Raw genomic sequence first — 24,124 nt, forward strand, 5'->3', positions numbered from 1 at the left:
TCAAGGCGCTGTGCCCCGCGGGCGGGGCCGACGTGGTGTTCGATCCGGTCGGCGGCGATCTCTTCGACGCCTCGCTGCGCTGCGCGGCGCCGGGCGCGCGGCTGCTGTCGATCGGCTATGCCAGCGGGCGCATCCCGGAGGTGCCGGCCAACCTGCTGCTGGTGAAGAACCTGACCCTGATCGGCTTCAACTACGGCTACTACATCGGCTGGGGCCTGACCGACGAGCGCCGGCGCTTTGCGCAGCCGGTGCAGGCGATGGTGGCCGAGATCATGCAGGCGGCAGCCAGCGGCAAGCTGGCGCCGCCCGTGCTGCAGCACTTCCCGCTGAGCGACTGGCTCGACGCCGTCGATACCACGATGTCGCGCCGCGCCATCGGCAAAGTCATGCTGGATATCTGAACGGAGACCACGACATGCACCATGCACAAGCGGCAACGGACGATGCCATGTTCGACGGCCTGACCGTGCTCGACCTGAGCCAGGGCATCGCCGGCCCGTACTGCGGCCTGATCCTGCGCCAGCAGGGCGCGCGCGTGATCAAGGTGGAGCCGCCGGGCGGCGACTGGTCGCGGCAGATGGGGCGCATCCGCGCCGGCCAGACCGCGATTGCGGTCGCCTGCAACGCGGGCAAGGAGAGCGTGCTGCTGGACGCGCGCAGCGGCAGCGGCCGGGCCGCCATCGCCAGGCTGGCGCAGCAGGCCGACGTGGTGATCCAGAACTTCCGTCCCGGCGTGGCCGAGCGCATGGGCGTTGGCTACGAGACACTGGCCGCGCGCAACCCGGCGCTGGTCTATGTCTCGATCTCGGGCTACGGCCATGCCGGCCCGATGGCGAACATGCCGGCGGTAGACACCACCATGCAGGCCTTCAGCGGCCTGATGCACCTGAACCGCGACAGCGCCGGCCAGCCGCGCCGCATCGCCTTCTACATGGTCGACCTGAGCACCGGGCTCTATGCGGCCCAGCATGCGTCGGCAGCGCTGTACAAGGCCGCGCGCAACGGCCGCGGCCGGCACGTGCGGCTGTCGCTGCTGGAGACCAGTGCCGCGCTGCAGTCCTACCTGATGGTGGATGACGCCATGTTCCCCGATGCGGAGCTGGCCGTGGCCAATGCGCCCACCGGGCTGTTCGATGCGGCCGATGGCCGGCTGTACCTGAGCATGCTCAACGACGCCATGTTCGTGCGGCTGGCAACGCTGCTGGGTTTCGACGACTGGCTGGCCGATCCGGCGCTGCACACCAGCGCCGGCCGTTTGCCGCGCGCGGCGGAACTGGGCCGGCGCGTGGCGCAGGCGATTGCCGCACAGCCGCTGGCGCACTGGGAGGCGCTGCTGACCGAGCACGATGTGCTGTTCGCGCGCGTGGGCCATGCACGGGACCTGCTGCAGAGCGCGCAATGCGCGCAGGCCGGCGTGTTCGGCCGCCTGCCGCTGGCAGGGATCGGCGAAGTGCCGTGGGCCAACCTGCCAGGCATGGCAGGATCGGAACGGCCGGCAGGGAATGCGCCGGCGCTGGGCCAGCATACGGAAGCGGTTCTGGCGGAGTTCGGCATCGGCACCTGAAACCGGCGCCGGAAAAGAAAAACGGACGGTGCGCAATGCGTACCGTCCGTGTTCCGTTGTGCGTTGGTAGGCTCGATTGGACTCGAACCAACGACCCCCACCATGTCAAGGTGGTGCTCTAACCAGCTGAGCTACGAGCCTAGCGAAGGCGCGAATTATAGAGACGCCTTTTCGATTGCGCAAGCACCCTCGCCAACTTTTTGCGCTTGTGCCGTGCGCGGCGCGTCAGGCGCCGGTGAGGCGGTCGCGCAGTTCGCGCTTGAGCACCTTGCCGATGGGGCTGCGCGGCAGGCTCTCCACCTCATGGATCGCGGCCAGCCGCTGGGTCTTGCCCAGGTGCTGGTTGGCCCAGGCCAGCACGTCCTGCGCCGTGGCGCCGCCGCCGGCGCGCAGCGCGACGAAGGCCACCGGGGTCTCACCCCAGCGCTCCGACGGCACGCCCACCACCGATACGTCGGCCACCGCCGGGTGTTCGCGCACCACCGCCTCGAGATCGCTCGGGTAGATGTTGAAGCCGCCGGAGATGATCATGTCCTTCTTGCGGTCCATCAGCACCAGGAAGCCGTCTTCGTCGAAGCGGCCGATATCTCCGGTGCGGATAAAGCGCTGGCCCTGCGCGTCGTGCCATTCGGTCTCGGCGGTTTTCTCCGGCTGGTTGTGGTAGCCGTTCATCATCGCCGCCGAACGGCCCACCACTTCGCCGGTGCTGCCGGGCGGCAGCTCGCGGCCCTCGTCGTCGATGATGCGCACGTCGGCACCGGTGGCGGGGCGCCCCACGGTATGCAGCTTGTCGGGGAACTGGTCGGCGAACAGCAGGCAGCCGCCGCCGCCTTCGGTCATGCCGTACAGCTCGGTCAGCGCGCCCGGCCAGCGCCGCAGCACTTCGGCCTTCAGGGCAGGGCTGAACGGCGCGCTGGTGCAGAACTTCTGCTGGAAGGACGACAGGTCATGGCGGTCGAACTCCGGATGCGCCAGCAGCCGCTGGTACTGCACCGGCACCAGCATGGTGTGCGTGGCGCGATGCTGCTGCGCCAGCGCCAGGTACTGGCCGGCATCGAACTTGGTCATCAGGATCGCCGTGCCGCCCAGGCCGATGGTCGGGAAGAAGCTGGCCAGCGTGGTGTTGGAGTACAGCGGCGTCGACAGCAGCGTGATGGCATGCGTGCCGTAGCCGGTGGCGGCGCCGCGCGACACATGGGCCCAGCGCATGCCGTGCGACTGCACGATGCCCTTGGGGGTGCCGGTGGTGCCGGAGGAATAGATGATGTTGAGCGGCATCTCCGGGCGGATCCCGGGCTCGGTCACCGGCGTGCCGGCGGGTGCGAGCCAGGCCTGGTACGGCTGGCCTGCGTCGCTGCCGTCCAGCGTGACGATGGGCGTGGCGGCCAGCTGGTCGCGCACGGGCTGCAGCACGTCGGCCACGGTGGCGTCCGCGAACAGGATGCGCGCGCCCGCGTCGGCAACCATGCCGGCCAGGCTGTCCGGCGTGGATGACGGCGCCAGCGGCGCCACGACCACGCCGGCGCGTACCGCGCCCAGGTACACCGCGGCGTATTCGATCGAGGACGACGCGCAGATGGCGATGGCTTCGCCGGGGCGCACGCCGTCGCGGGCCAGCGCCGCGGCGATGCGGTCCATGGCGGCATCGAGGCCGGCATAGTCGAGCACGCGCTCGCCATGCATCAGGGCGCGCTGCGCGGGGCGCTGCGTGGCGTGCTCGCGCACGAGCACGGACATGGTGGTGAAGGGGCGTTGAAGTGGGGTCGGTGGGGTCGGTTGGGTCATGTTCGGCGAGGGGATGCGGGTACCAGCGTGGCGCACCCGAAGAGCGATGATGGATCGAAGCAGACTTACTGGATCTGTGCGCCGGAGTCCTTCACCACCTTGCTCCAGCGGTTGATCTCGGCGTCGATATGGGTGCGCAGCGCGGCGGGCGTCGAGCCCACCGGCTCATAGCCGTTGGCGGCCAGCGTGGCCTTCAGTTCGGGCTGGCGCAGCACCGTGGCAATCTCGGTGCTGAGCCGGTCGATCACGGACTGCGGCGTGCTGGCCGGTGCCAGCACCGCGTACCAGCCGGTGATGCTGATGCCCGGCACGCCGGCCTCGGCCAGCGTCGGCACCTCGGGCGCGACCGCTGCGCGCTGGCTGCCGGTTACCGCCAGTGCGCGCAGCTTGCCGCTCTTCACATGCGGCAGGGTGGTGGAGATGCTGTCGAAGGTCAGCTGGACCTCGCCCGACAGCATTGCCGTCACCACCTGTGCGCTGCCCTTGTACGGAACGTGGGTCATCTTGATGCCTGCGACGGAATCGAACAATTCGCCCGCCAGGTGGCCGGTATTGCCGTTGCCGGCCGAGGCGAAGGTCAGCTTGCCGGGCGCGGCCTTGGCCTCTGCAATCAGCTCCTTCACGTTGGTGGCCTGCAGCGAAGGGCTCCCGGCCAGGATCATCGGCAGGTTGGCTACCAGCGAGACCGGCGCGAAGTCCTTGCGCGTGTCATAGGGAAGCTTCGGGTACAGGCTGGCATTGATGGCATGGGCGGCCAGCACCATGATCAGGGTGTTGCCGTCGGGCTTGGCCCGAGCCAGCGCCTGGCTGGCGATGGTGCCGCCGGCGCCGGGCCGGTAGTCCAGCACCACGGGCTGGCCCAGGCGCTCCTGCAGCCTGGCGGCGACCGGGCGCGCCAGCAGGTCGGCGCTGCCGCCCGGCGGGTAGGGGATCAGCAGCTGGATCGGGCGCGATGGCCAGGTCTCGGCGCTGGCGCCGGACGGCAAGGCGGTTGCGGCGGCGGTGGCCAGCATGCCGGCCAGCCATGCGCGGCGGCCCCAGGTGGGGCGCCGGGATGCGATCAGGGATGCCATCAGCTTGTCTCCTCGTTGTGCCGGCCGCGGGCGCAGCCGTTGTCCCTTGTCGCCAGGTCGGGCTGGGATGTTGGTGTCACAAACGGTAAAGGGGTAAGCCCGCCAGCGGAATTCTTAAATCGATAAGTCTGGCTTTTTGCAGGCGAAGCGGTAGGGCGGCACCGGCGCGGATGGCTGCAATAATCTTTGTGAATGAGGAGATTTTGCCGGTTGATCGTGTTCAGAGGCTTGAATCTTTGCAATCAGGGAGATTTCTTGATTTTCCCGCCTGGAGACACTAAAGTCTTTGCAATCAAGGAGATTTTTGTGCCAGTGACCCTCACCGAACCCGGCGATATCGGCGCCTTCGTGCGCGCTGCCCGCAAGGCGCAAGGCCTGCGCCAGGACGATGCCGCAGGCGCCATCGGCGTCAGCGAGAACTTCATGGTGCGCGTAGAGAACGGCGCCGAAGGCATCCAGTGGGGCAAGCTGTTCCAGGTGCTGGAAGGGCTTGGCCTGCGCGTGGTGGTCGACATGCCGGAGGCAGCGGCGCCGCTGGTAGCGGCCGAACTCGCCAAGCTCAGGCAACGCCAGGCGCGCAGCCGCAACCGGCGCGCAGCGGTCAAGGGAGGCGACCAGCATGGCTGAGCGCGTACTGGTCGCCAGCATCAACGGAGCGCCGGTGGGCGAGCTGCATGAGGCCAGCGATGCCTGGTCGTTCCGCTATGACGCGGCGTGGCTGGGCAACCCGCACGCCTTCGCCCTGAGCCCGGCGCTGCCGCTGCAGCCGGAGGCGCTCGCCGATGGCAGCACGCTGCGGCCGGTGCAGTGGTACTTCGACAACCTGCTGCCCGAAGACGGCCAGCGTGCGCTGCTGGCACGCGATGCCAGCATCCGCAACGAGGCCGATGCCTTTGCCCTGCTGGCGCACTATGGGGCGGAATCGGCGGGCTCGCTGACGCTGCTGCCGCCCGGCCGCGAGCCCGCCACCGCGCCGGCCCTGCGCCCCTTGAGCGACGCCGCGCTCGACGCCCGCATCCACAGCCTGCCCAGCGTGCCGCTTACGCATGGCGCGGTCAAGCGCATGTCGCTGGCCGGCGCCCAGCACAAGCTGGCGGTGGTGCTGCAGGACGGCGCGCTGTTCGAGCCCGGCGCGGATACGCCGTCCACGCACATCCTGAAACCGACCCACCAGATGCAGGAGATCTATCCGCATTCAGTCATCAACGAGTGGTTTGTGATGTCGCTGGCCGCGCGGCTGAAGCTGGAGGTGCCGCCGGTGCACCGGCGCTATGTACCGTCGCCGGTCTACCTGATCGACCGTTTCGATCGCCACCTCACGCAGCAAGGGCAGTGGCAGCGGCTGCATGCGATCGATGCCTGCCAGCTGCTGAACCTGCCGCGCACCTTCAAGTACGACCAGGGCAGCGTCGGGCGGCTGGCGCAACTGGCAACGCTGTGCCGCGCGCCGGCGGTGGCGCGGGCACGGCTGTTCGACTGGCTGGTGTTCAACATCCTGGTGGGCAATTCGGACGCGCACCTGAAGAACCTGAGCTTCCTGGTGTCCGATGCCGGCATTGCGCTGGCGCCGTTCTACGACCTGCTCAGCGAGGCGGCTTACGCCACCCGCACCTATGACAAGACCGGTTGGCCGCAGGCGCACCGCTTTGCCTGGCCGGTGCTGGGGGTGGAGTTCTACAGCGATTTCTCGCGCGCGCTGGTGCTGGAGGCAGGGCGCGCGCTGGGCCTGACCGGCGTGACCGCCGAGCGGCGGCTGGACGCCATGCTGCGCGGCATCGGGCCGGCCGCGCAGGCGCTCTATGAGCAGGCCGAGCAGCAGAACGCGGCCATGGCGCGGGAGCGCCCGGCGCTCACCGGCGGGTTTGCAGGCGAACTGGCCTGCCTGCGCGTGGTCCGTTTCACCATCATCGCCGAGATGGTCAGGGCGCTTGCCGCGGCCTGAGTCTGGCTAATGACTGGTGGGGTGCGGCTGGCTGAAGAAGTAGGGCACCAGTGCGGCAGCAATCAGCAGGCCCGCGGACAGGAAGATCGCCGCATAGGTGGAGGGCAGCGGCCAGCCGCGCACATGGCCGGCATTGGCGATCAGCCCGTAGCCCCATGACGTCAGCGCCGATCCCAGGAACACAAAGGTGTTGAGCAGGCCCAGCCCGCGCCCGCGCCGCGACGGCGGGATCAGCCCGCGGCCCTGCGCCATCACCAGCGGGTGCAGCATGCCGATGGTCGACAGCAGCGCCATCATCGCCACGCCGTAGCCGATGCCGCTGTCCGGCCATAGCGCCAGCAGGAACGAGCCCGACATGGCAAAGCACGACCAGCCGGCGATGGCGGTCTTGAGCGTGTTGCGGCGGACCAGCACCGGCAGCAGGAAGGCGGTCAGGAAGCCGGCCAGGCTCAGCAGCGCCAGCGCCACCCCGCGCGGCGCCGAGCCCAGGCCGAACACGTCGGCCAGGTAGGGGCCGCTCCAGGCATTGCGGAAGGCGGTGCCGGCGGACATCGCCACGCACAGCGGAATCAGCGTCCACAGCGGCGCCAGCTTCAGCAGCTGCAGGCTTTCCGACAGCATCGCCGGCCACGACGCGCTGCGGGCCTCGGCATGGCCCTGGTCGCGCACGAAGCGCCACACGCCATAGCAGGCCGCGACCATGCCCAGCGCCGATACCGCCATCGACGGGCGCCAGCCGATCAGCGAGATGGCCCAGCCCAGCGGCGCCGTGGCGCACAGCGCGCCGATCATGCCCATGGCATTGGAGCGGCTGACCACGCGGGTGTAGTCGCGCTCGGACAGCTGCTCCGAGGCGAAATGCAGCAGGCCCATGAAGACCGGCGCGCACGCCAGCCCCAGCCCCACCTGCGCGAGCGTGGCGGCCGCGCCGTTGGGCGCCAGCACGAACAGGATCGACGACACGGCGCCCACCGCCAGCAGCAGCGCGGTCGGCCGGCCCACGCCGTAGCGGTCGAAGGCAATGCCCACCGGGATCTGCGCCACGGCAAAGGCCAGGAAGAACGACGAAGACAGTGCGCCGAAGCCGGCCGGCGACAGCCCGAAATCATGCTGCAGCTCGGGCGCCATCACCGCCAGGCAGGAGCGGAAGAACTGGCTGAGCGCAAAGGCGAACGTCAGCAGGGCGATACCGCGCGCGGCGTGCGCTGCCGGGGCATGGGCGGGCAGGGCGTCGGGCGATGCGGGGAGGCGGGTGTTGCTGGGGGTCACGGCTTCAGGGTTTGCCGCCGCACTGGCTGCGGGGCGAAGGCGCAATGGTTGGCGGATATCTGCAGCGAGTGTAGAGCGGGCGCGGTATTCATGGCCGGGGGATGGCCGGTGTTCGCCCAGTTTGCGCAGCACTTCGTCGAAACGCCGGCCCTCACCCCAGCCCTCTCCCGCAAGCGGGAGAGGGAGCACCCAATCGGTCAGCGAAAAACGGTGGTTCTACCAACCACGCCGGCGTTCGGCCGGTTTGCTCCCCTCTCCCGCTTGCGGGAGAGGGGCAGGGGGTGAGGGCAGGCACTGGCAGACCGACAGCCCGGCTTGAATTGCTACCCCCACCGTGATGAGCTATGAGTCCGCTAACAAACTACCCCGGCAGCGCGTCATACGTCAGCAAAAACACCTGCTCATCCCCCGCACTGACCGGCAGCCAGACGATTTCCAGCTCGGGGAACGCGGCTTCCACGTTGGCGTGCTCGTTGCCGATCTCCACCACCAGCACGCCGCCCGGGTTCAGGTGCGCCTTGGCGCCGGCGATGATCCGCCGCACCACGTCCATGCCGTCGTCGCCGCCGGCCAGGGCGATGCGCGGCTCGGCCAGGTATTCCGGCGGCAGCGCCTGCATCGAGCCTTCGTTGACGTAGGGCGGGTTGGTCAGGATCACGTCGTAGGTGGCGCCATGCGGCAGCGGCGCGTACAGGTCGCCTTCATACAGCCGGATGCGGTCGTCCATCTTGTAGTCGGCCACGTTGCGGCGTGCCACGGCGAGCGCGTCGGGCGAGATGTCGACGGCGTCGATCTTCGCGTTCGGCCAGACGTGCGCGGCCACGATCGGCAGGCAGCCGGAGCCGGTGCACAGCTCCAGCACCGGGCCGATGCTGTCGGTCTCGCCAACCCAGGGCTCCAGCCCGTCCTGCAGCAGTTCACCGATAAAGCTGCGCGGCACGATCACGCGTGAATCGACGTAGAAGCGCAGGCCGTGCATAAAGGCCTCGTGCGTGATGTAGGCGGCCGGCACGCGCTCATTGACGCGGCGGTCGATGACCTTGAGCACGGCATCGACTTCCTCGGGCAGCAGGCGCGCGTCCAGGAAGGGGTCGAGCGTGTCGAGCGGCAGGTTCAGCGTATGCAGCACCAGGTAGGCGGCTTCGTCATAGGCATTGGCGCTGCCGTGGCCGAAGGACAGGCGCGCGGCGGTAAAGCGCGAGACTGCGAGGCGCAGCAGGTCGCGCACGGTGCGCAGGGGAGAGGGCGTTGCCATGTATGGGTGTCTTTCGGCGAAAAAAATCAGGCGACGAGACGTTCCAGCACGCCGCGGTAAACGTTCTTCAGCGGCTCGATGAAGCGCACTTCAACGTGCTCGTCGATCTTGTGGATGCTGGCGTTGGGCGGGCCGAACTCGATCACCTGCGGGCAGATCCTGGCGATAAAGCGCCCGTCCGAGGTGCCGCCGGTGGTCGACAGCTCGGTCTTGACGCCGGTCTCGGCCTCGATCGCCGACGACAGCGCGTCGGACAGCTCGCCGCGCGGGGTCAGGAAGGGCTCGCCGCCCAGGGTCCAGTCCAGCGCGTATTCCAGCTGGTGGCGGTCCAGGATCGCATGCACGCGCGCCTTCAGGCCTTCGGGCGTGCTGGCGGTCGAGAAGCGGAAGTTGAAGTCGATGGTGACGTGGCCCGGGATCACGTTGGTGGCGCCGGTGCCGCCGTGGATGTTCGACATCTGCCAGCTGGTCGGCGGGAAGTACTCATTGCCCTGGTCCCAGACCTCGGCGGCCAGCTCGGCCAGCGCCGGCGCGGCTTCATGGATCGGGTTGCGGCCCAGGTGCGGGTAGGCGATATGGCACTGGATGCCCTTGACCGTGAGCTTGCCCGACAGCGAGCCGCGGCGGCCGTTCTTGACCATGTCGCCGAGCGTGTCGACCGAGGTCGGCTCGCCGATCACGCAGTAGTCCAGGCGCTCGCCGCGCGCGGACAGGGCCTCGACCACCTTGATGGTGCCGTCGTGCGCCGGGCCTTCCTCGTCGCTGGTGATCAGGAAGGCGATCGAGCCGGCATGCGCAGGGTGCGCCTTGACGAACTCTTCCACCGCCACCACGAAGCCGGCGATCGAGGTCTTCATATCGGCGGCGCCGCGGCCGTACAGCTTGCCGTCGCGGTGCGTCGGTTCGAACGGGTCCGAATGCCACTGCTCCAGCGGGCCGGTCGGCACCACGTCGGTATGGCCGGCAAAGACCAGCAGCTTGCCGTCCTTGCCCTGCGTGCCGCGCTTGACCGCCCACAGGTTGGTCACGCGGAAATCGTCGGGGCCGCTGACGAGCGCTTCGCAGTCGAAGCCGAGCGCCTTCAGGCGGGTTTCCAGGACGGCCTGGCAGCCTTCGTCGGCGGGCGTGACGGAGCGGCGGCGGATCAGGTCTTCGGTGAGGGCGAGGGTGGCGGCGAGGGTGGCGGTCATCGGACTACGGAAATGGAAATCAGAACTGGCCGGCGTACTGGTCGGCGGAGAAACCGACCATCACCTTGCCATCGTGGGCCAGCACCGGGCGCTTGATCAGCGACGGGCTTTGCTGCATCAGCGCGATCGCGCCGGCTTCCTGCTCGGCGCGGGCCTTGTCGGCGTCCGACAGCGCGCGCCAGGTGGTGCCCTTGCGGTTGAGCAGCGTCGCCAGCGGTACATGCCTCAGCCAGCCGCGCAGCATGGCTTCATCCACGCCTTGCTTCTTGAAGTCGTGGAAGCTGTAGGCCACGCCGTTGGCATCCAGCCAGGTGCGGGCTTTCTTGACGGTATCGCAGTTGGGAATGCCGTAGAGCAGGACGGTCATGGCTAGTCTTGATGGATTGGATTCAGCGGAACAGCAGGTTCAGCGCGATCACCAGGCCGCCCAGGCCCAGCGCCACGCCGCCCATTGCCACCGCAGTCATCAGGCGCAGGCGGCGGTCCAGCCGGGCGGCTTCCTTGCGCAGCGCATCGATGGTGATGGCATGTTGCTCGGCCAGCAGCTTGACGGCCTCGGCCTGCTGCACGGCAGCGGCTTCCAGCTCGGCGATGCGGGCCACGGGATCGCGCGTGTCGGCCACCGCGCCTTCCGGCGTTCCATCCTTGCGCTTGTTCTTCTTCAGCTTCTCGATGGTCTTGTTGGCCTGCTCGAGAATGGTGGGCAGCAGGGAGAGCACGGTACTGACGGTGGTGGGATCCAGGGCCATGAGTCGCTTGCGGAGGGAAGGCATGTTCAGCCTGGCCAGGCGGGGTGACAACGGAAATACTGCCCCGGGGCCGGGCCCTGGGGCGGGGCGGCGCAGCCGTTGCGGGCTGCGCCAGGCGCGCTCAGTCGCCGCGCAGCAGGTCGTTCAGGCTGGTCTTGGCGCGGGTCTGCGCGTCGACCTTCTTCACGATCACGGCGCAGTACAGGCTGTACTTGCCATCCTTGGACGGCAGGTTGCCCGCCACCACCACCGAGCCCGCCGGCACGCGGCCATAGTGGATCTCGCCGGTTTCGCGGTCATAGATCTTGGTCGACTGGCCCAGGTACACGCCCATCGAGATCACCGAGTTCTCTTCCACGATCACGCCTTCAACCACTTCCGAGCGTGCGCCGATAAAGCAGTTGTCTTCGATGATGACCGGGTTGGCCTGCAGCGGCTCCAGCACGCCGCCGATGCCCACGCCGCCCGACAGGTGGACGTTCTTGCCGATCTGCGCGCACGAACCGACCGTGGCCCAGGTGTCGACCATGGTGCCTTCATCGACGTAGGCGCCGATGTTGACGTACGACGGCATCAGCACCGCGTTCTTGGCGATGAACGAGCCACGGCGGGCCACGGCCGGCGGCACCACGCGGAAGCCGGCCTTGGCGAAGTCGTCGGCGCTCCAGTTGGCGAACTTGGTCGGCACCTTGTCGTAGAACTGGGCAAAGCCGCCGGCGCTCATCGGCGCGTTGTCTTCCAGGCGGAACGACAGCAGCACGGCCTTCTTGACCCACTGGTTGACGATCCAGTCCTTGCCTTGCTTCTCGGCCACGCGCAGCGCGCCGGAATCCAGCTGGCTGATGACGTTGGCGACGGCTTCGCGGATGTCGTTGGGGGCGGACTTGGGCGACAGGCTGGTGCGGTCTTCCCAGGCCTGGTCGATCAGGGCTTGCAGAGCTTGCGTCATGTTCGTTTTTTCAGTGGTTGATTGGATGGCGGGAAAGGCGAAATACCCTCCCGGGAAAGTGCGGGTCAGCCCAGCGATTTGCAAAATTCCACGATCCGGCGCGCGCCTTCCAGGCATTCCTCGGGCGTCGCCACCAGCGCCATGCGCACGCGGTTTGCACCTGGGTTGATGCCGTCGGCTTCGCGCGCAAGGTAGCTGCCGGGCAGCACGGTCACGTTCTGCTCGGCCAGCAGGCGCGCGGCGAACTCGGTATCGCTCAGCCCCGTGCGCGAGACATCGGCCCACAGGTAGAAGCCGGCATCGGGCAGCGCCACGTCCAGCACCTCGGCCAGCATCGGCGTGACTTCGCTGAACTTGCGCACGTAGGCGGCGCGGTTCTCGCGCACATGCGATTCGTCGTTCCAGGCGGCGATGCTGGCGCTCTGCACCGCGGGGTTCATGGCGCCGCCGTGGTAGGTACGGTATAGCAGGAATTTCTTCAGCAGCGCGGCATCGCCGGCGACGAAGCCCGAGCGCAGGCCCGGCACGTTGGAGCGCTTGGACAAGCTGGAGAACATCACCAGCCGGTCAAAGCCACGGCCCAGCTTGTGCGCGGCTTCCAGCGCACCCAGCGGGGCGCGGCCTTCGTCGAAATAGATCTCCGAGTAGCACTCGTCCGAGGCGATCACAAAGCCGTAGCGGTCCGACAGCGCAAACAGTTGCTTCCAGTCTTCCAGCGACAGCACCGCACCAGTCGGATTGCCGGGCGTGCACACAAACAGCAGTTGCACCTTCTGCCAGACATCGTCGGCGATGCGGTCGAAGGCCGGGGCGAAGTTGCGCGCCGGGTCGCTGTTGGCGAATACCGGAGTGGCGCCGGCCAGCAGCGCCGCGCCTTCGTAGATCTGGTAGAACGGGTTGGGGCACAGCACCAGCGCGCCCGGGCGGGTGCCGTCGACCACGGTCTGGGCAAAGGCGAACAGCGCCTCGCGCGAGCCGGTCACCGGCAGCACTTCGGTGGCGGCGTTGACCTTGGGCAGGCCGTAGCGGCGTTCCAGCCAGCTGGCGATGCACTGCCGTAGTGCATCGGAACCTGCCGTTGTGGGATAATTCGCCAGCCCCGCGAGCGACTCCGCCAGCGCTTGCTTGATGAATTCAGGCGTCGGATGCTTGGGTTCACCGATGCCAAAGCTGATGGCCGGCTTGTCGGCAGGCTTTACCTGCGCAAAGAGCACCCGCAGTTTCTCGAACGGGTAGGGCTGGAGCAGGTCGAGGCGCGGATTCACAGTGTCAGTCGGGGCCGGTTAAAACGACGCATTATAGAGGAACGGCGCGGGTTTCCGTGCGCCGGCCCGGCCCGCGCGGCCGGCCACGAGCACGGATGGCGGGCATCACGCCCTGGTGATGCCGCCGGCGCCGTCCGGACGCTGCCTGCCTGTCACTGGCCGGCGGCCCGGCTCGCCTCGCACTGATTCCCTTTATGAGCACAAATACTGTTGCGGCGCAGCATGCGCCGGCCGACCGCCATGCGGTCAAGGCATCGCTTTCCATCCTGATCGGCGCCTCGGTCTGGGGCATCGCCTGGTTCCCGTACCGCGTGCTGGCGGGCTGGGGCCTGGGCGGCATGCACGCCGCGGCGCTGGTCAGCTCGGTCGCGGCGGTGCTGTCGCTGCTGGCCTTCCGCCGGCACCTGGCCGGCCTGCGCCCGCACTGGCTGTTCGTCGCGATCGGGCTGGCGGCGGGTGTGACCAATGCCGGCTTCGTCTGGGGCAGCGTCAACGGCCATGTGATGCGCGTGCTGCTGCTGTTCTACCTGACCCCGGTCTGGACTGCGCTGTTTGCCCGGCTGTTCCTGGGCGAGCGGCTGTCGGCGGCAGGGCTGTCGCTGGTGGCGCTGGCCCTGTTCGGCGCCGGGCTGATGCTGTGGACGCCCGAGGTCGGCGTGCCGCTGCCAGGTTCCGCCGCGGAATGGTCGGGCCTGATCGGCGGCATGGGCTTTGCCGTCAATAACGTGCTGTCGCGCCGCGCCGGCCAGCGTTTCCCGGACATGGACGCGCGCGTGCGCACGGTGGTGGTCTACCTGGGCTGCACGGTGGTGGGCGTGCCGGCCGCGCTGCTGCTGGATGGCCCGTCGATGACCATCGTCCAGGGCGCGCAGGTCAGCGTGGGCATGCTGGTGCTGGGCCTGGCGGCGGTGCTGGTGGTCAGCAACTCGGTGGTGCAATACGGGCTGCAGCGGCTGCCGGCCAACCGCGTGTCGCTGCTGATGCTGTTCGAAATCGTGATCGCAGCGCTGTCGGCGTGGTGGCTGGCGACCGAGGTACTGAGCTGGAAGGAAGCGGCCGGCGGGCTGTGCATCGTGGCCGCCGGCGCCTTGTCGGGACTGGTGCACCGCAGCCGCGCGCTGGCGCCAGCCGCAGCGGGCGCCGAGGCAGCCGCATGTCACTGACTGACCCGGTGGGCGCTTCAGTGCAGCATGACCCGCGACACCACTGCCACCAGTGGAGTCCGCACCGCGCGCTCCACGCCGCGGTGCAAGTGCAGCGGCCGCAGCAGCATCTTCACGGTCATTTCGATGGGGATGTTGCGCCGGATCACCCCGGACACGCGCGCGTTGAGCGCGCGCACCTCGGCTTCTGACACCGCTTCCACACCGCGCTCCATGCGCAGCACATTGCGCAGCGCGATCGCGGCGTCCTCGTTCTTGATCTCCAGCAGCCGGCGCGCCAGCGCACCCAGCACGCGCAGCCGGCCCAGCCGCTCGGATGCCGCAAAGCGGTTGAAGTACTGGTAGAAGTGCTTGTAGTGCCGCACCTCGTCGTTGGAGATGCGGCGCGTCAGGTCGCGCAGCACCGGTTCGTCGCTGGCCTGTTCCAGCGCGCGGTAGTAGGCGGCGGTGCCGGTTTCCACCACGCAGCGGGCCGCCATTTCCAGGCCCTCGGTCGGCTCGAACTGGTCGATCGAGCAGGTCTTGCTGTACTCGTCGAAGAAGCGTGCATAGCCGCGCTCCCAGTCGAATTCCGGCCAGACATGCTCGACATAGCGCCGCAGCGCCAGCCCGTGCTGCAGTTCCTCGGCTTCCCAGTGCTCGGAAAGCCAGTCGGCCGCGTCGGGCACACGGGCGTAATAGGTGGCAAGGTTGCCTGCATAGGTGTCGGATCCGCTCTCGATGAACGAGGCTGACACCAGCAGGTAGAAGAAATCGCGGTCGCCGCGTACGCGTTCCACGTCGATCGCCTGGTAGTTGATGTCGCTGACAGACCACGGCCGGGCGGCCGTTGACGGTTCACTCATGCTCTGTCCTCCTGGTTGGCCAAAGGCTGCGAGGGGCGTTCATGGGCGTGTGGCTCGGAGCGCATCCGGAGTCACGCCGACAGATCAGAGACTAGCATTTACCCTAATTAGTTTCCCGGCGATTGGCCGGCAACGATGGCTGACAGCGCCCGCGGCGCCTGCCAAAGTGCTTGCGGAAACGCTTGTAAGGGGCGGAATAGCAAGGGAAATCGGCCATGGGATATGACGCCGGGGCGACTGCCAAACGGGCCGGCGAAGGCATCTGCGATGGTATGATTAGCCCCAATTCTCGGGCCCGAGGGGTATTTTGAGGTGCTGGCGTCACGCCGCGCCGGCTCCCGCGCAGCCCGGCTTTCTGAACAGTGCAATAGCCCCGATACCAGGCCGACCCCGGTTCCGATACCGGAGTGGCCGATACCACACGAGAAACCGTGCGACTATCCTCGATCAAGCTGGCGGGCTTCAAGTCATTTGTCGATCCCACCAATTTTCAAGTGCCCGGCCAACTGGTCGGCATCGTAGGTCCCAACGGCTGCGGCAAATCGAACATCATCGATGCGGTGCGCTGGGTGCTGGGTGAGTCACGTGCGTCAGAGCTGCGTGGCGAATCCATGCAGGACGTCATCTTCAACGGCTCCACCGCGCGCAAGCAGGCCGGCCGGGCGAGTGTCGAACTGGTGTTCGACAATGCCGAGGGCCGCGCTGCCGGCCAGTGGAGCCAGTACGCCGAAGTCGCGGTCAAGCGCGTGCTGACCCGCGACGGCACTTCGTCCTACTACATCAACAACCAGCCGGTGCGCCGGCGCGACATCCAGGACATCTTCCTGGGCACGGGCCTGGGCCCGCGCGCCTACGCCATCATCGGGCAGGGCATGATCTCGCGCATCATCGAGGCCAAGCCCGATGACATGCGCATCTTCCTGGAAGAAGCCGCGGGCGTGTCCAAGTACAAGGAACGCCGCCGCGAGACCGAAAACCGCCTGTCCGACACGCGCGAGAACCTGACCCGCGTCGAAGACATCCTGCGCGAACTCGGCAGCAACCTCGAGAAACTGGAAGGCCAGGCCGAGGTGGCGCAGCGCTTCAAGACGCTGCACGCCGACGGCGAAGAGAAGCAGCACCTGCTGTGGCTGCTGCGCAAGCGCGAGGCCCAGCAAGAGCAGGAACGCCACCAGCGCGCCATCGAGCAGGCCCAGATCGACCTGGAAGCGCAGACCGCGCAGTTGCGCCATGTCGAAGCCGAGCTCGAAACCATGCGCGCCGCGCACTACGCGGCGTCCGATGGCATGCACGCCGCGCAGGGCGTGCTGTATGAGGCCAATGCCGAAGTCAGCAAGCTAGAAGCCGAGATCCGCTACGTGGTGGAATCGCGCAACCGCGTGCAGGCCCAGATCGCGGCGCTGACCGGGCAGCGCGAGCAGTGGCAGGGCAAGGCCGAACAGGCCACCGACGAGCTGGCGCAGGCCGAGGAAAACCTGGCAGTAGCCGAAGGCCGCACGGTCGAGGCGCAGGAAGCCGTCGCCCACAAGAACGACGAACTGCCGACGCTGGAAGGGCAATGGCGCGACGCCCAGCAACTGCTCAACGAGCAGCGCGCCGGCATCATGCAGGCCGAGCAGGCCCTGAAGCTCGAAGCCGCGCAGCAGCGCAGCGCCGACCAGATGCTGCAGCAGCTGGAACAGCGCCGCGAACGCCTGTCGGCGGAAGAAAAGGGCCTGGACCGTCCCGACGAGACCCGCCTGGAGCAGGCCCGCGCCGAGCTGGCCGAGCAGGAAGCGCTGGTCGAGGAAGCCCAGGCCGTGCTGGCCGACGCCGAAGAGAGCGTGCCGCGCCTGGACGAAGCGCGCCGCGCCGCGCAGGCGCGCGTGCACAGCGAAGCCTCCGCCATCGCCACGCTGGAGGCGCGCCTGTCGGCGCTGCGCCAGCTGCAGGAGAACGTGCAGACCGACGGCAAGGTACAGCCGTGGCTGGCCAGGCATGAGCTGGCCGAGCTGCCGCGCCTGTGGAAGAAGGTCCATATCGAGCCGGGCTGGGAAAACGCGCTCGAATCCGTGCTGCGCGAGAAGCTGGCCGCGCTGGAAGTGTCGAACCTGGACTGGGTCAAGGCCTTCCTGTCCGACGCGCCGCCGGCCAAGCTGGCGTTTTACTCGCCGCCGGCCGCCGCCCGTCCGCTGGAAACGCCTGCCGGCCTGCGCCCGCTGATGTCGCTGGTGCAGGTCACCGAGCCGGGCATCCGCGCCGTGATGCAGGACTGGCTGGCCGATACCTATGTCGCCACCGACATGGCGCAGGCGCTGGCCGCGCGCAACACGCTGCCTGACGGTGCGTCGTTCGTCGTGGCCGAGGGCCACCTGGTGGGCCGCAACGCCATCCAGATCTACGCCGCCGATTCCGAGCAGGCCGGCATGCTGGCGCGCGAGCAGGAAATCGAAAACCTGCAGAAGCAGGCGCGCGCGCAGCTGCTGCTGTCCGACGAAGCCAAGACCCAGGCGGTGCGTGCCGAAGCGGCCTACACCCAGGCCAGCCAGGGGCTGGGCGATGCCCGCGCGCGCGCCGAGCAGGCTACCCGCCGCGTGCACGCGTTGCAGATGGACGTGCTCAAGCTGTCGCAGGCGATGGAGCGCTATTCCGCCCGCAGCGGCCAGATCCGCGAGGAACTGGACGAGATCCACGCACAGATCGAAGAGCAGCGCGCCATCCGCGCCGAATCCGAAGCCAGCTTCGAGCAGCACGACGCCGCGCTGGCCGAGATGCAAGCCACGCATGAAGACCAGCAGATGGCCTTCGAGGCGCTGGACAGCAAGCTCTCGGGCGCGCGCCACCAGTTGCGCGACTTCGAGCGCGCCGCACAGGAAGCCCTCTTTGCCGAGCGCAACCTGGCGAGCCGCATCGACGAGTTGCGCCGCAATATCCAGGTGGCAGCCGACCAGGCCGAACGCATTGCCGAATCGCTGGAAAACGCCCGCGCCGAGCTGGAAACCATCAACGAGCAGACCGCGAACACCGGCCTGCAGGAAGCGCTGGAGCGCCGCGCCGAGAAGGAAGAAAAGCTCACCATCGCGCGCACCGAACTCGATGCGCTGTCGGCACAGCTGCGCCAGCACGACGAGCAGCGCCTGGCCGCCGAGCGCAGCCTGCAGCCGCTGCGCGACCGCATCACTGAACTGCAGCTCAAGGAACAGGCCGCGCGCCTGAACCAGGAGCAGTTCAGCGAGCAACTGACCGCGGCCGAGGTGGACGAGGCCGCGCTGGCCGACAAGCTGACCGGCGACCTGAAGCCGTCATACCTGCAGGGCGAAGTCACGCGCATCAACAACGCCATCAACGCGCTGGGCCCGGTCAACATGGCCGCGCTCGACGAGCTGGCCGCGGCGCGCGAGCGCAAGACCTTCCTCGATGCGCAGTCGGCCGACCTGAACGACGCCATCAACACGCTGGAAGACGCGATCGCCAAGATCGACCAGGAAACCCGCGCGCTGCTGCAGGGCACCTTCGACCAGGTCAACCATCATTTCGGTGAGCTGTTCCCGTCGCTGTTCGGCGGCGGCCAGGCGCGCCTGATCATGACCGGCGAGGAGATCCTCGACGCCGGCGTGCAGGTGATGGCGCAGCCCCCGGGCAAGAAGAACTCGACCATCCACCTGCTGTCGGGCGGCGAGAAGGCGCTGACCGCGATCGCGCTGGTGTTTGCCATGTTCCAGCTCAACCCGGCACCGTTCTGCCTGCTGGACGAGGTGGACGCGCCGCTGGACGACGCCAACACCGAGCGCTACGCCAATATGGTGGCGCGCATGTCGGACAAGACTCAATTCGTTTTCATCTCACATAACAAGATTGCCATGGAAATGGCTCATCAACTCATTGGCGTGACCATGCAGGAGCAGGGCGTTTCGCGTATCGTGGCCGTGGATATGGACGCGGCGGTTTCGATGGCGGAGGCAGCATGAAACTGAACATGGACCTGCAGACCGCGCTGATCGTCGCGGGCCTGGTTTTCGTGGTACTGGTGTTCGGCTACAACCAGTGGCAGATCCGCAAGGCGCGCCGCCCGCGCGAGCTCAGCCCCGAAGACGACCTGCCGCCGATGCGCGAGCCGGTGGTCGGCCAGGGCACCGCGCCGGAAACCGCCGCGCGCCTGCACGAAGCCGCTGCCGAACAGGCACCGCGGCGTGAGCCGACGCTATCTCCGGCGCAGGCCACGGCCGGTGCCGCGGTGGCGACGGACAACAACCATGCGGCTGCCGCCGCTGCGGCCGCCGCAAGCACCGCGGACGCGGACGAAGTCGTCGCCGAGGAAGTGTCCGTCGCGGCCGCCGCGACGCATGCCGAGGCCGCCGAGGACAAGGCCGAAGCAGAAGCTGAAGCTGAAGCCGAGGCCACTCCGGCCCCGGTTCCCGCGCCTGCACCCGCCCCGGCCCCGGCCCCGGTGGCTGCCGTGCCCGATGGCCAGCCCGCGCCGGCCCTGATCGATCCGCTGATCGACTGCATCGTGCCCCTGCACCTGGAGCGCAAGGCCTCCGGTGACCGCATCCTGCCGCTGACCGGCCGGCTGCGCCGGGCCGGCACCAAGCAGGTCCATATCGAGGGCCTGCGCACTGAAGCCAATGCATGGGAGCCGGTCACCGCCGGCCACCAGTATGAAGACCTGCAGGTCGGCGTGCAGCTGGCCAACCGCGGCGGCCCGCTCAACGCGCTGGAGTTCTCGGAATTCGTCACCGCGGTAGAGTCGCTGGCCGAGTCGCTCGATGCCTCGGCCGACCTGCCGGACATGAGCGAGACCGTCGCCAACGCGCGCGAGCTTGACGGCTTTGCCGCCGGCTGCGACGTGCAGCTGGGCGTCAACGTGATCTCGGATGGCGCGCCGTGGTCGGCGGCGTACGTGCAGAACGTGGCCACGCAGGACGGGCTGGTGCTGTCGCGCGACGGCACGCGTTTTATCCGCTACCAGGCCAACGCCGAGGGCGTGCAGCGTCCGCTGTTCACGCTGCAGTTCGGCGACACCAACTTCCTGCGCGACGACCTGACCGTCAAGGCCGGCCGCCAGATCACGCTGCTGCTCGACGTGCCGGTGGCCGACCAGGCCGCCAAGCCGTTCAAGACCGTGTGCGAATACGGCCACACGCTGGCCCAGCGCATGGGCGCGCAACTGGTCGACGACAATATGCGGCCGCTGACCGAGGCCTCGTTCGTCGCGATCTTCAGCCAGCTTGAAACGCTGTACAACAAGCTGGAAGCGCGCGGCATGCCGGCCGGTTCGTTGGTGGCGCAGCGCCTGTTCAGTATCTAGCCGGAGCCTGCCATGACCGCAACACACCGCGGCGCGCAGGCAGATGCCTCCGCGCCCGCCGGCCCCTTGCCGCCCGAAGCCGCCGCCAAGCGCGTGGCCTGGCTGCGCGACGAGCTGGATCGCCACAACTACCAGTACTACGTGCTGGACGCGCCCACCATTCCCGATGCCGAGTACGACGCGCTGTTCAGTGAGCTGCAGGCGCTGGAGCTTGAGCATCCCGAACTGCAGACGCCGGACTCGCCCACCCAGCGCGTGGGCGGCGAGCCGCTGTCGGCCTTCGACTCGGTGCGCCACCGCGTGCCGATGCTGTCGCTCAACAACGGCTTTGCGGATGAAGACGTACTGAACTTCGACCGCCGCTGCGCGCAGGGCCTGGGCCGCACCGCGCCCGCCGCCGGCGAGCAGGACCTGTTCAGCGCCGCCGATGCGGTCGAGTACGCCTGCGAGCTGAAGTTCGACGGCCTGGCCATGTCGCTGCGCTATGAGGATGGCCGCCTGGTGCAGGCCGCCACCCGCGGCGACGGCGAGACCGGCGAAGATGTCACGGTCAACGTGCGCACCATCAAGGCGATTCCGCTGAAGCTGCGCGGCCAGGCTCCCGCCGTGCTTGAAGTGCGGGGCGAAGTCTTCATGTACCGCGGCGACTTCGACAAGCTCAACGAACGCCAGGCCGAGGCCGGGGAGAAGACCTTCGTCAACCCGCGCAACGCCGCCGCGGGCAGCCTGCGCCAGCTCGATCCGCGCATCACCGCCAAGCGGCCGCTGTCATTCTTCGCCTACGGCCTGGGCGAGCTGCAGGGCGTGGACCGTCCGCCCACCCACAGCGTGATGCTCGACGGCTTTGCCGCGCTGGGCCTGCCGGTGTGCAAGGACCGCGCGGTGGTGAAGGGCGCGCAGGGCCTGCTGGATTTCTACCGCGATATCGGCCAGCGCCGCGACGCGCTGCCGTATGACATCGACGGTGTGGTCTACAAGGTCAACGCACTGGCCGAGCAGGAGCGCCTGGGCTTTGTCTCGCGCGCGCCGCGCTTTGCGCTGGCGCACAAGTTCCCGGCGCAGGAAATGACCACCATCGTCGAGGACATCGAAGTGCAGGTCGGCCGCACCGGCGCGATCACGCCGGTGGCGCGGCTCAAGCCGGTCTTCGTCGGCGGCGTGACTGTGACCAATGCCACGCTGCACAACGAGGACGAGATCCGCCGCAAGGACGTGCATATCGGCGACACCGTGATCGTGCGCCGCGCTGGCGACGTGATCCCGGAAGTGGTCGGCGTGGTGACCGAGCGCCGCCCGGCTGATGCGCGCGCCTTCGTGATGCCGACCGCCTGCCCGGTGTGCGGCTCGCATATCGAGAAGCTCGAGGACGAAGCCATCGCGCGCTGCACCGGCGGCCTGATCTGCGCCGCGCAGCGCAAGCAGGCGCTGCTGCATTTCGCGCAGCGGCGCGCCATGGATATCGAAGGCCTGGGCGACAAGCTGGTCGAGCAACTGGTCGACCAGGGCATCGTGCGCACGCCTGCGGACCTGTTCAAGCTGGGCGTGGCCAAGCTGGCCGCGCTGGAGCGCATGGCCGACAAGTCGGCGGCCAACCTGGTGGCGGCGATCGACGCGTCGCGCGAGACCACCATGAACCGCTTTATCTTCGCGCTGGGCATCCGCCATGTGGGCGAAGCCACCGCCAAGGACCTGGCCAGGCATTTCGGCAAGCTGGATGGGCTGATGGCAGCCGACGAAGCCGCGCTGCTGGAAGTGAACGACGTCGGCCCGGTGGTGGCGCAGTCGATCGCGCACTTCTTTGCCGAGCCGCACAACGTCGAGGTCATCGAACAACTGCGCGCCGCAGGCGTACACTGGGCGGAAAGCGAGCCGGTGGCCAAGGCCCCGGCGCCGCTGTCGGGCAAGACCTTCGTGCTGACCGGCACGCTGCCCACCATGTCGCGCGAGGACGCCAAGGAACTGCTGGAAGCCGCCGGCGCCAAGGTGGCGGGTTCGGTATCGAAGAAGACCGACTACGTGGTCGCTGGCGCCGAGGCAGGCAGCAAGCTCGACAAGGCCGAGGCGCTGGGCGTGCCGGTGCTGGACGAGGCCGGCATGCTGGCGCTGCTGGCAGAGGCCGGCGCCGCGCCGGCACAGGAATAACCGGGGAAACAACCATGATCCGCGAGATTCTCAAGATGGGCGACGCGCGCCTGCTGCAGGTGGCGCGGCCGGTGGAGCGTTTCAATACGCCGGAGCTGCGCACGCTGATCGAAGACATGTTCGACACCATGGACCACGCCAACGGCGCCGGCCTGGCCGCGCCGCAGATCGGCGTGGACCTGCAGGTGGTGATCTTCGGCTTCGACCGCAACCCGCGCTACCCCGACGCGCCGACCGTGCCCAAGACAGTGCTGATCAACCCGGTGCTGGAAATGGAGTCCGACGAGATGGAGGACGGCTGGGAAGGCTGCCTGTCAGTCCCTGGCCTGCGCGGCGTGGTGCCACGCCACCTGCGGCTGAAGTACAGCGGCTACGACCTGATGGGCAACCGCATCGAGCGCGTGGCCGAGGGCTTCCATGCGCGGGTGGTGCAGCATGAGTGCGACCACCTGCAGGGCATCCTCTATCCGATGCGGATCAAGGACTTCAGGCAGTTTGGGTTTACGGAGGTGTTGTTTCCGGATCTGCCGCCGAATAACGACGATTGACGAGCGGTGCTGCGCGGTATCGAACCCGCGCAAGGCGCAAAAAAACCGGTCCTTGGGGACCGGTTTTTTTTGTGTCGGCAAATTCCGGAATCAGAACTTCTCAAACTGCCCCAGGAATCGCCACTTGCCCGGCGGCAGGTCCCCCAGCACCACGCGTCCCATGCGCACGCGCTTGAGGCCCACCACCTGCAGCCCGACCTGCTCGCACATCCTACGGATCTGGCGCTTGCGGCCTTCGCGCAGCACGAAGCGCAGCTGCTCCTCGTTCTGCCAGCTCACCTTGGCCGGCTTGAGCGGCACGCCATCCAGCGACAGCCCGTGGCGCAGCAGCTCGAGATCATCGGCCGGGAATTCCGCGCTGATATTGCGCTCGACCACGCCCTGCGGCGAGTGCCAGACCACGCGCACCAGGTATTCCTTCTCGACGGTCGAATCCTCGCCGATCAGCGCGCGCGCGACGCGGCCGTCCTGCGTCAGCACCAGCAGGCCGGTTGAGTCGATATCGAGGCGGCCCGCCGGGGCCAGGCTCTTGCGTTGCCACGGGGCAAAGCGCTTGCGCGTGGGGTCGCCTTCCCACTGGTTCTCGGGAGTGAACAGCACCGCGGCCGGCTCGTAGCCGTCTTCGGCCTGGCCGGAGACGTAGCCCACCGGCTTGTTCAGCAGCACCGTGACGCGCTCGCCCTGTTCGGAGCGCGCTTCCTGCATGATCTCGATCTCGGCGTCGGGGCGGATGCGGCTGCCCAGTTCGGTCACGGGCTTGCCGTCGACCAGCACCCAGCCGTGCGGGATCCATTCGTCGGCTTCGCGGCGCGAGCACAGGCCCAGTTCGGACATGCGCTTGGACAGGCGCACCAGGCCGTCGTCGTGGCTGGACTCGGCGCGGGCGGGCTTTTCCTGGCGCGCGGCCGGTGCCTGCTGGCGTGCCGGGCCGGCGGTGCGGATGCGGTCGGCGGCGTCGCTGAAGCGGCGTGCCGGAGCGGTGCCTTCACGGCGGCGCTCGCCCGACGGCGCGGGGCGCGGGCGCTGGTCGTCATCGCCATAACGGCGCGGACGCGAGTCGGCGCCTTCGAAGCGGCGGGGGCGGGTGTTGTCCTCGCC

20 protein-coding genes and 1 tRNA gene are annotated in these 24,124 nt (G+C 68.3%); 9 read left to right on the top strand and 12 right to left on the bottom strand.

Features of this window, described 5'->3' with window-relative positions:
• Both CF68_RS37900 and CF68_RS01165 read left to right on the top strand, forming a co-directional pair.
• On the top strand, positions 1-401 hold a 401-nt coding region (locus CF68_RS37900), incomplete at its 5' end, for a zinc-binding dehydrogenase (RefSeq protein ID WP_235205632.1).
• A gap of 14 nt (positions 402-415) precedes the next feature.
• Positions 416-1,564, top strand: coding sequence for a CaiB/BaiF CoA-transferase family protein (locus CF68_RS01165; RefSeq protein WP_035815473.1), 1,149 nt, complete (start codon positions 416-418; stop codon positions 1,562-1,564).
• A gap of 64 nt (positions 1,565-1,628) precedes the next feature.
• Here the strand turns inward: CF68_RS01165 and CF68_RS01170 are convergent.
• From CF68_RS01170 to CF68_RS01180, 3 genes are all read right to left on the bottom strand, one after another.
• Positions 1,629-1,705: transfer RNA gene (locus CF68_RS01170), tRNA-Val, on the bottom strand.
• 84 nt (positions 1,706-1,789) lie between these two features.
• On the bottom strand, positions 1,790-3,349 hold the full coding sequence (locus CF68_RS01175; protein WP_035815475.1) for a class I adenylate-forming enzyme family protein: 1,560 nt from the start codon (positions 3,347-3,349) through the stop codon (positions 1,790-1,792).
• Positions 3,350-3,414: 65 nt separating this feature from the next.
• The gene (locus CF68_RS01180; RefSeq protein WP_035815478.1) at positions 3,415-4,422 is read right to left on the bottom strand and encodes a tripartite tricarboxylate transporter substrate binding protein; all 1,008 of its coding nucleotides are present in this window, start codon (positions 4,420-4,422) and stop codon (positions 3,415-3,417) included.
• A gap of 306 nt (positions 4,423-4,728) precedes the next feature.
• On the opposite strand from CF68_RS01180, the gene CF68_RS01185 reads away from it, so the two are divergent.
• The gene (locus CF68_RS01185) at positions 4,729-5,049 is read left to right on the top strand and encodes a helix-turn-helix domain-containing protein (protein WP_013956979.1); all 321 of its coding nucleotides are present in this window, start codon (positions 4,729-4,731) and stop codon (positions 5,047-5,049) included.
• A complete protein-coding gene (locus CF68_RS01190; protein WP_035815480.1) occupies positions 5,042-6,364 on the top strand; it encodes a HipA domain-containing protein in 1,323 nt (440 codons plus the stop codon). Before CF68_RS01185 ends, CF68_RS01190 begins: the two co-directional genes overlap by 8 nt.
• A gap of 6 nt (positions 6,365-6,370) precedes the next feature.
• On the opposite strand, the gene CF68_RS01195 is transcribed toward CF68_RS01190, so the two are convergent.
• The 7 genes from CF68_RS01195 to dapC all read right to left on the bottom strand — a co-directional run bounded on the left by CF68_RS01195 (position 6,371) and on the right by dapC (position 13,041).
• Entirely contained in the window at positions 6,371-7,633 is a 1,263-nt protein-coding gene (locus tag CF68_RS01195) for an MFS transporter (protein WP_035815482.1), read from the bottom strand.
• Positions 7,634-7,994: 361 nt separating this feature from the next.
• The gene (gene prmB / locus CF68_RS01205) at positions 7,995-8,888 is read right to left on the bottom strand and encodes a 50S ribosomal protein L3 N(5)-glutamine methyltransferase (RefSeq protein WP_035815487.1); all 894 of its coding nucleotides are present in this window, start codon (positions 8,886-8,888) and stop codon (positions 7,995-7,997) included.
• 26 nt (positions 8,889-8,914) lie between these two features.
• On the bottom strand, positions 8,915-10,078 hold the full coding sequence (dapE, locus tag CF68_RS01210; protein WP_035815489.1) for a succinyl-diaminopimelate desuccinylase: 1,164 nt from the start codon (positions 10,076-10,078) through the stop codon (positions 8,915-8,917).
• 19 nt (positions 10,079-10,097) lie between these two features.
• The gene (locus CF68_RS01215; protein WP_035815492.1) at positions 10,098-10,445 is read right to left on the bottom strand and encodes an ArsC family reductase; all 348 of its coding nucleotides are present in this window, start codon (positions 10,443-10,445) and stop codon (positions 10,098-10,100) included.
• 22 nt (positions 10,446-10,467) lie between these two features.
• Complete coding sequence (locus CF68_RS01220) at positions 10,468-10,851, bottom strand: hypothetical protein (protein ID WP_035815495.1); 384 nt, start codon at positions 10,849-10,851, stop codon at positions 10,468-10,470.
• Positions 10,852-10,948: 97 nt separating this feature from the next.
• Positions 10,949-11,776: a 2,3,4,5-tetrahydropyridine-2,6-dicarboxylate N-succinyltransferase gene (gene dapD / locus CF68_RS01225; RefSeq protein ID WP_013956972.1), complete on the bottom strand. Its 828-nt coding sequence runs from the start codon at positions 11,774-11,776 to the stop codon at positions 10,949-10,951.
• A 65-nt stretch (positions 11,777-11,841) separates the two neighbouring features.
• On the bottom strand, positions 11,842-13,041 hold the full coding sequence (gene dapC / locus CF68_RS01230; RefSeq protein ID WP_035815496.1) for a succinyldiaminopimelate transaminase: 1,200 nt from the start codon (positions 13,039-13,041) through the stop codon (positions 11,842-11,844).
• Positions 13,042-13,235: 194 nt separating this feature from the next.
• Here dapC and CF68_RS01235 point away from each other — a divergent pair, with 194 nt between their 5' ends.
• On the top strand, positions 13,236-14,204 hold the full coding sequence (locus tag CF68_RS01235; protein ID WP_035815497.1) for a DMT family transporter: 969 nt from the start codon (positions 13,236-13,238) through the stop codon (positions 14,202-14,204).
• Between the two features lie 17 nt (positions 14,205-14,221).
• Here CF68_RS01235 and CF68_RS01240 read toward each other — a convergent pair whose 3' ends face one another.
• On the bottom strand, positions 14,222-15,049 hold the full coding sequence (locus CF68_RS01240; RefSeq protein WP_035815498.1) for a ferritin-like domain-containing protein: 828 nt from the start codon (positions 15,047-15,049) through the stop codon (positions 14,222-14,224).
• Between the two features lie 431 nt (positions 15,050-15,480).
• Here CF68_RS01240 and smc point away from each other — a divergent pair, with 431 nt between their 5' ends.
• From smc to def, 4 genes are read left to right on the top strand one after another with little or no spacing between them, the layout of a single operon-like run.
• A complete protein-coding gene (gene smc, locus CF68_RS01245) occupies positions 15,481-18,996 on the top strand; it encodes a chromosome segregation protein SMC (RefSeq protein ID WP_035815499.1) in 3,516 nt (1,171 codons plus the stop codon).
• Positions 18,993-20,336: a cell division protein ZipA C-terminal FtsZ-binding domain-containing protein gene (locus CF68_RS01250; RefSeq protein ID WP_035815501.1), complete on the top strand. Its 1,344-nt coding sequence runs from the start codon at positions 18,993-18,995 to the stop codon at positions 20,334-20,336. The genes smc and CF68_RS01250 overlap by 4 nt, the downstream gene beginning before the upstream one ends.
• 12 nt (positions 20,337-20,348) lie before the next feature.
• Complete coding sequence (gene ligA / locus CF68_RS01255; RefSeq protein ID WP_084186968.1) at positions 20,349-22,478, top strand: NAD-dependent DNA ligase LigA; 2,130 nt, start codon at positions 20,349-20,351, stop codon at positions 22,476-22,478.
• Between the two features lie 14 nt (positions 22,479-22,492).
• A complete protein-coding gene (gene def, locus CF68_RS01260) occupies positions 22,493-23,026 on the top strand; it encodes a peptide deformylase (protein WP_035815503.1) in 534 nt (177 codons plus the stop codon).
• A gap of 90 nt (positions 23,027-23,116) precedes the next feature.
• Here the strand turns inward: def and CF68_RS35805 are convergent.
• Positions 23,117-24,124 (bottom strand): pseudouridine synthase (locus CF68_RS35805; RefSeq protein ID WP_235205633.1); only part of this gene is annotated, 1,008 nt, incomplete at its 5' end.

Source organism: Cupriavidus sp. SK-4 (assembly GCF_000611125.1).
Classification (GTDB): domain Bacteria; phylum Pseudomonadota; class Gammaproteobacteria; order Burkholderiales; family Burkholderiaceae; genus Cupriavidus; species Cupriavidus necator.

Excerpts from the sequence above, each read along its gene's own strand:
- CF68_RS01165 (WP_035815473.1), top strand. The coding sequence starts at position 416 with ATGCACCATGCACAAGCGGCAACGGACGATGCCATGTTCGACGGCCTG.
- CF68_RS01175 (WP_035815475.1), bottom strand. The coding sequence starts at position 3,349 with ATGACCCAACCGACCCCACCGACCCCACTTCAACGCCCCTTCACCACC.
- CF68_RS01180 (WP_035815478.1), bottom strand. The coding sequence starts at position 4,422 with ATGGCATCCCTGATCGCATCCCGGCGCCCCACCTGGGGCCGCCGCGCA.
- CF68_RS01190 (WP_035815480.1), top strand. The coding sequence starts at position 5,042 with ATGGCTGAGCGCGTACTGGTCGCCAGCATCAACGGAGCGCCGGTGGGC.
- prmB (WP_035815487.1), bottom strand. The coding sequence starts at position 8,888 with ATGGCAACGCCCTCTCCCCTGCGCACCGTGCGCGACCTGCTGCGCCTC.
- dapE (WP_035815489.1), bottom strand. The coding sequence starts at position 10,078 with ATGACCGCCACCCTCGCCGCCACCCTCGCCCTCACCGAAGACCTGATC.
- CF68_RS01215 (WP_035815492.1), bottom strand. The coding sequence starts at position 10,445 with ATGACCGTCCTGCTCTACGGCATTCCCAACTGCGATACCGTCAAGAAA.
- CF68_RS01220 (WP_035815495.1), bottom strand. The coding sequence starts at position 10,851 with ATGCCTTCCCTCCGCAAGCGACTCATGGCCCTGGATCCCACCACCGTC.
- dapD (WP_013956972.1), bottom strand. The coding sequence starts at position 11,776 with ATGACGCAAGCTCTGCAAGCCCTGATCGACCAGGCCTGGGAAGACCGC.
- CF68_RS01235 (WP_035815497.1), top strand. The coding sequence starts at position 13,236 with ATGAGCACAAATACTGTTGCGGCGCAGCATGCGCCGGCCGACCGCCAT.
- CF68_RS01240 (WP_035815498.1), bottom strand. The coding sequence starts at position 15,049 with ATGAGTGAACCGTCAACGGCCGCCCGGCCGTGGTCTGTCAGCGACATC.
- CF68_RS01250 (WP_035815501.1), top strand. The coding sequence starts at position 18,993 with ATGAAACTGAACATGGACCTGCAGACCGCGCTGATCGTCGCGGGCCTG.
- ligA (WP_084186968.1), top strand. The coding sequence starts at position 20,349 with ATGACCGCAACACACCGCGGCGCGCAGGCAGATGCCTCCGCGCCCGCC.
- def (WP_035815503.1), top strand. The coding sequence starts at position 22,493 with ATGATCCGCGAGATTCTCAAGATGGGCGACGCGCGCCTGCTGCAGGTG.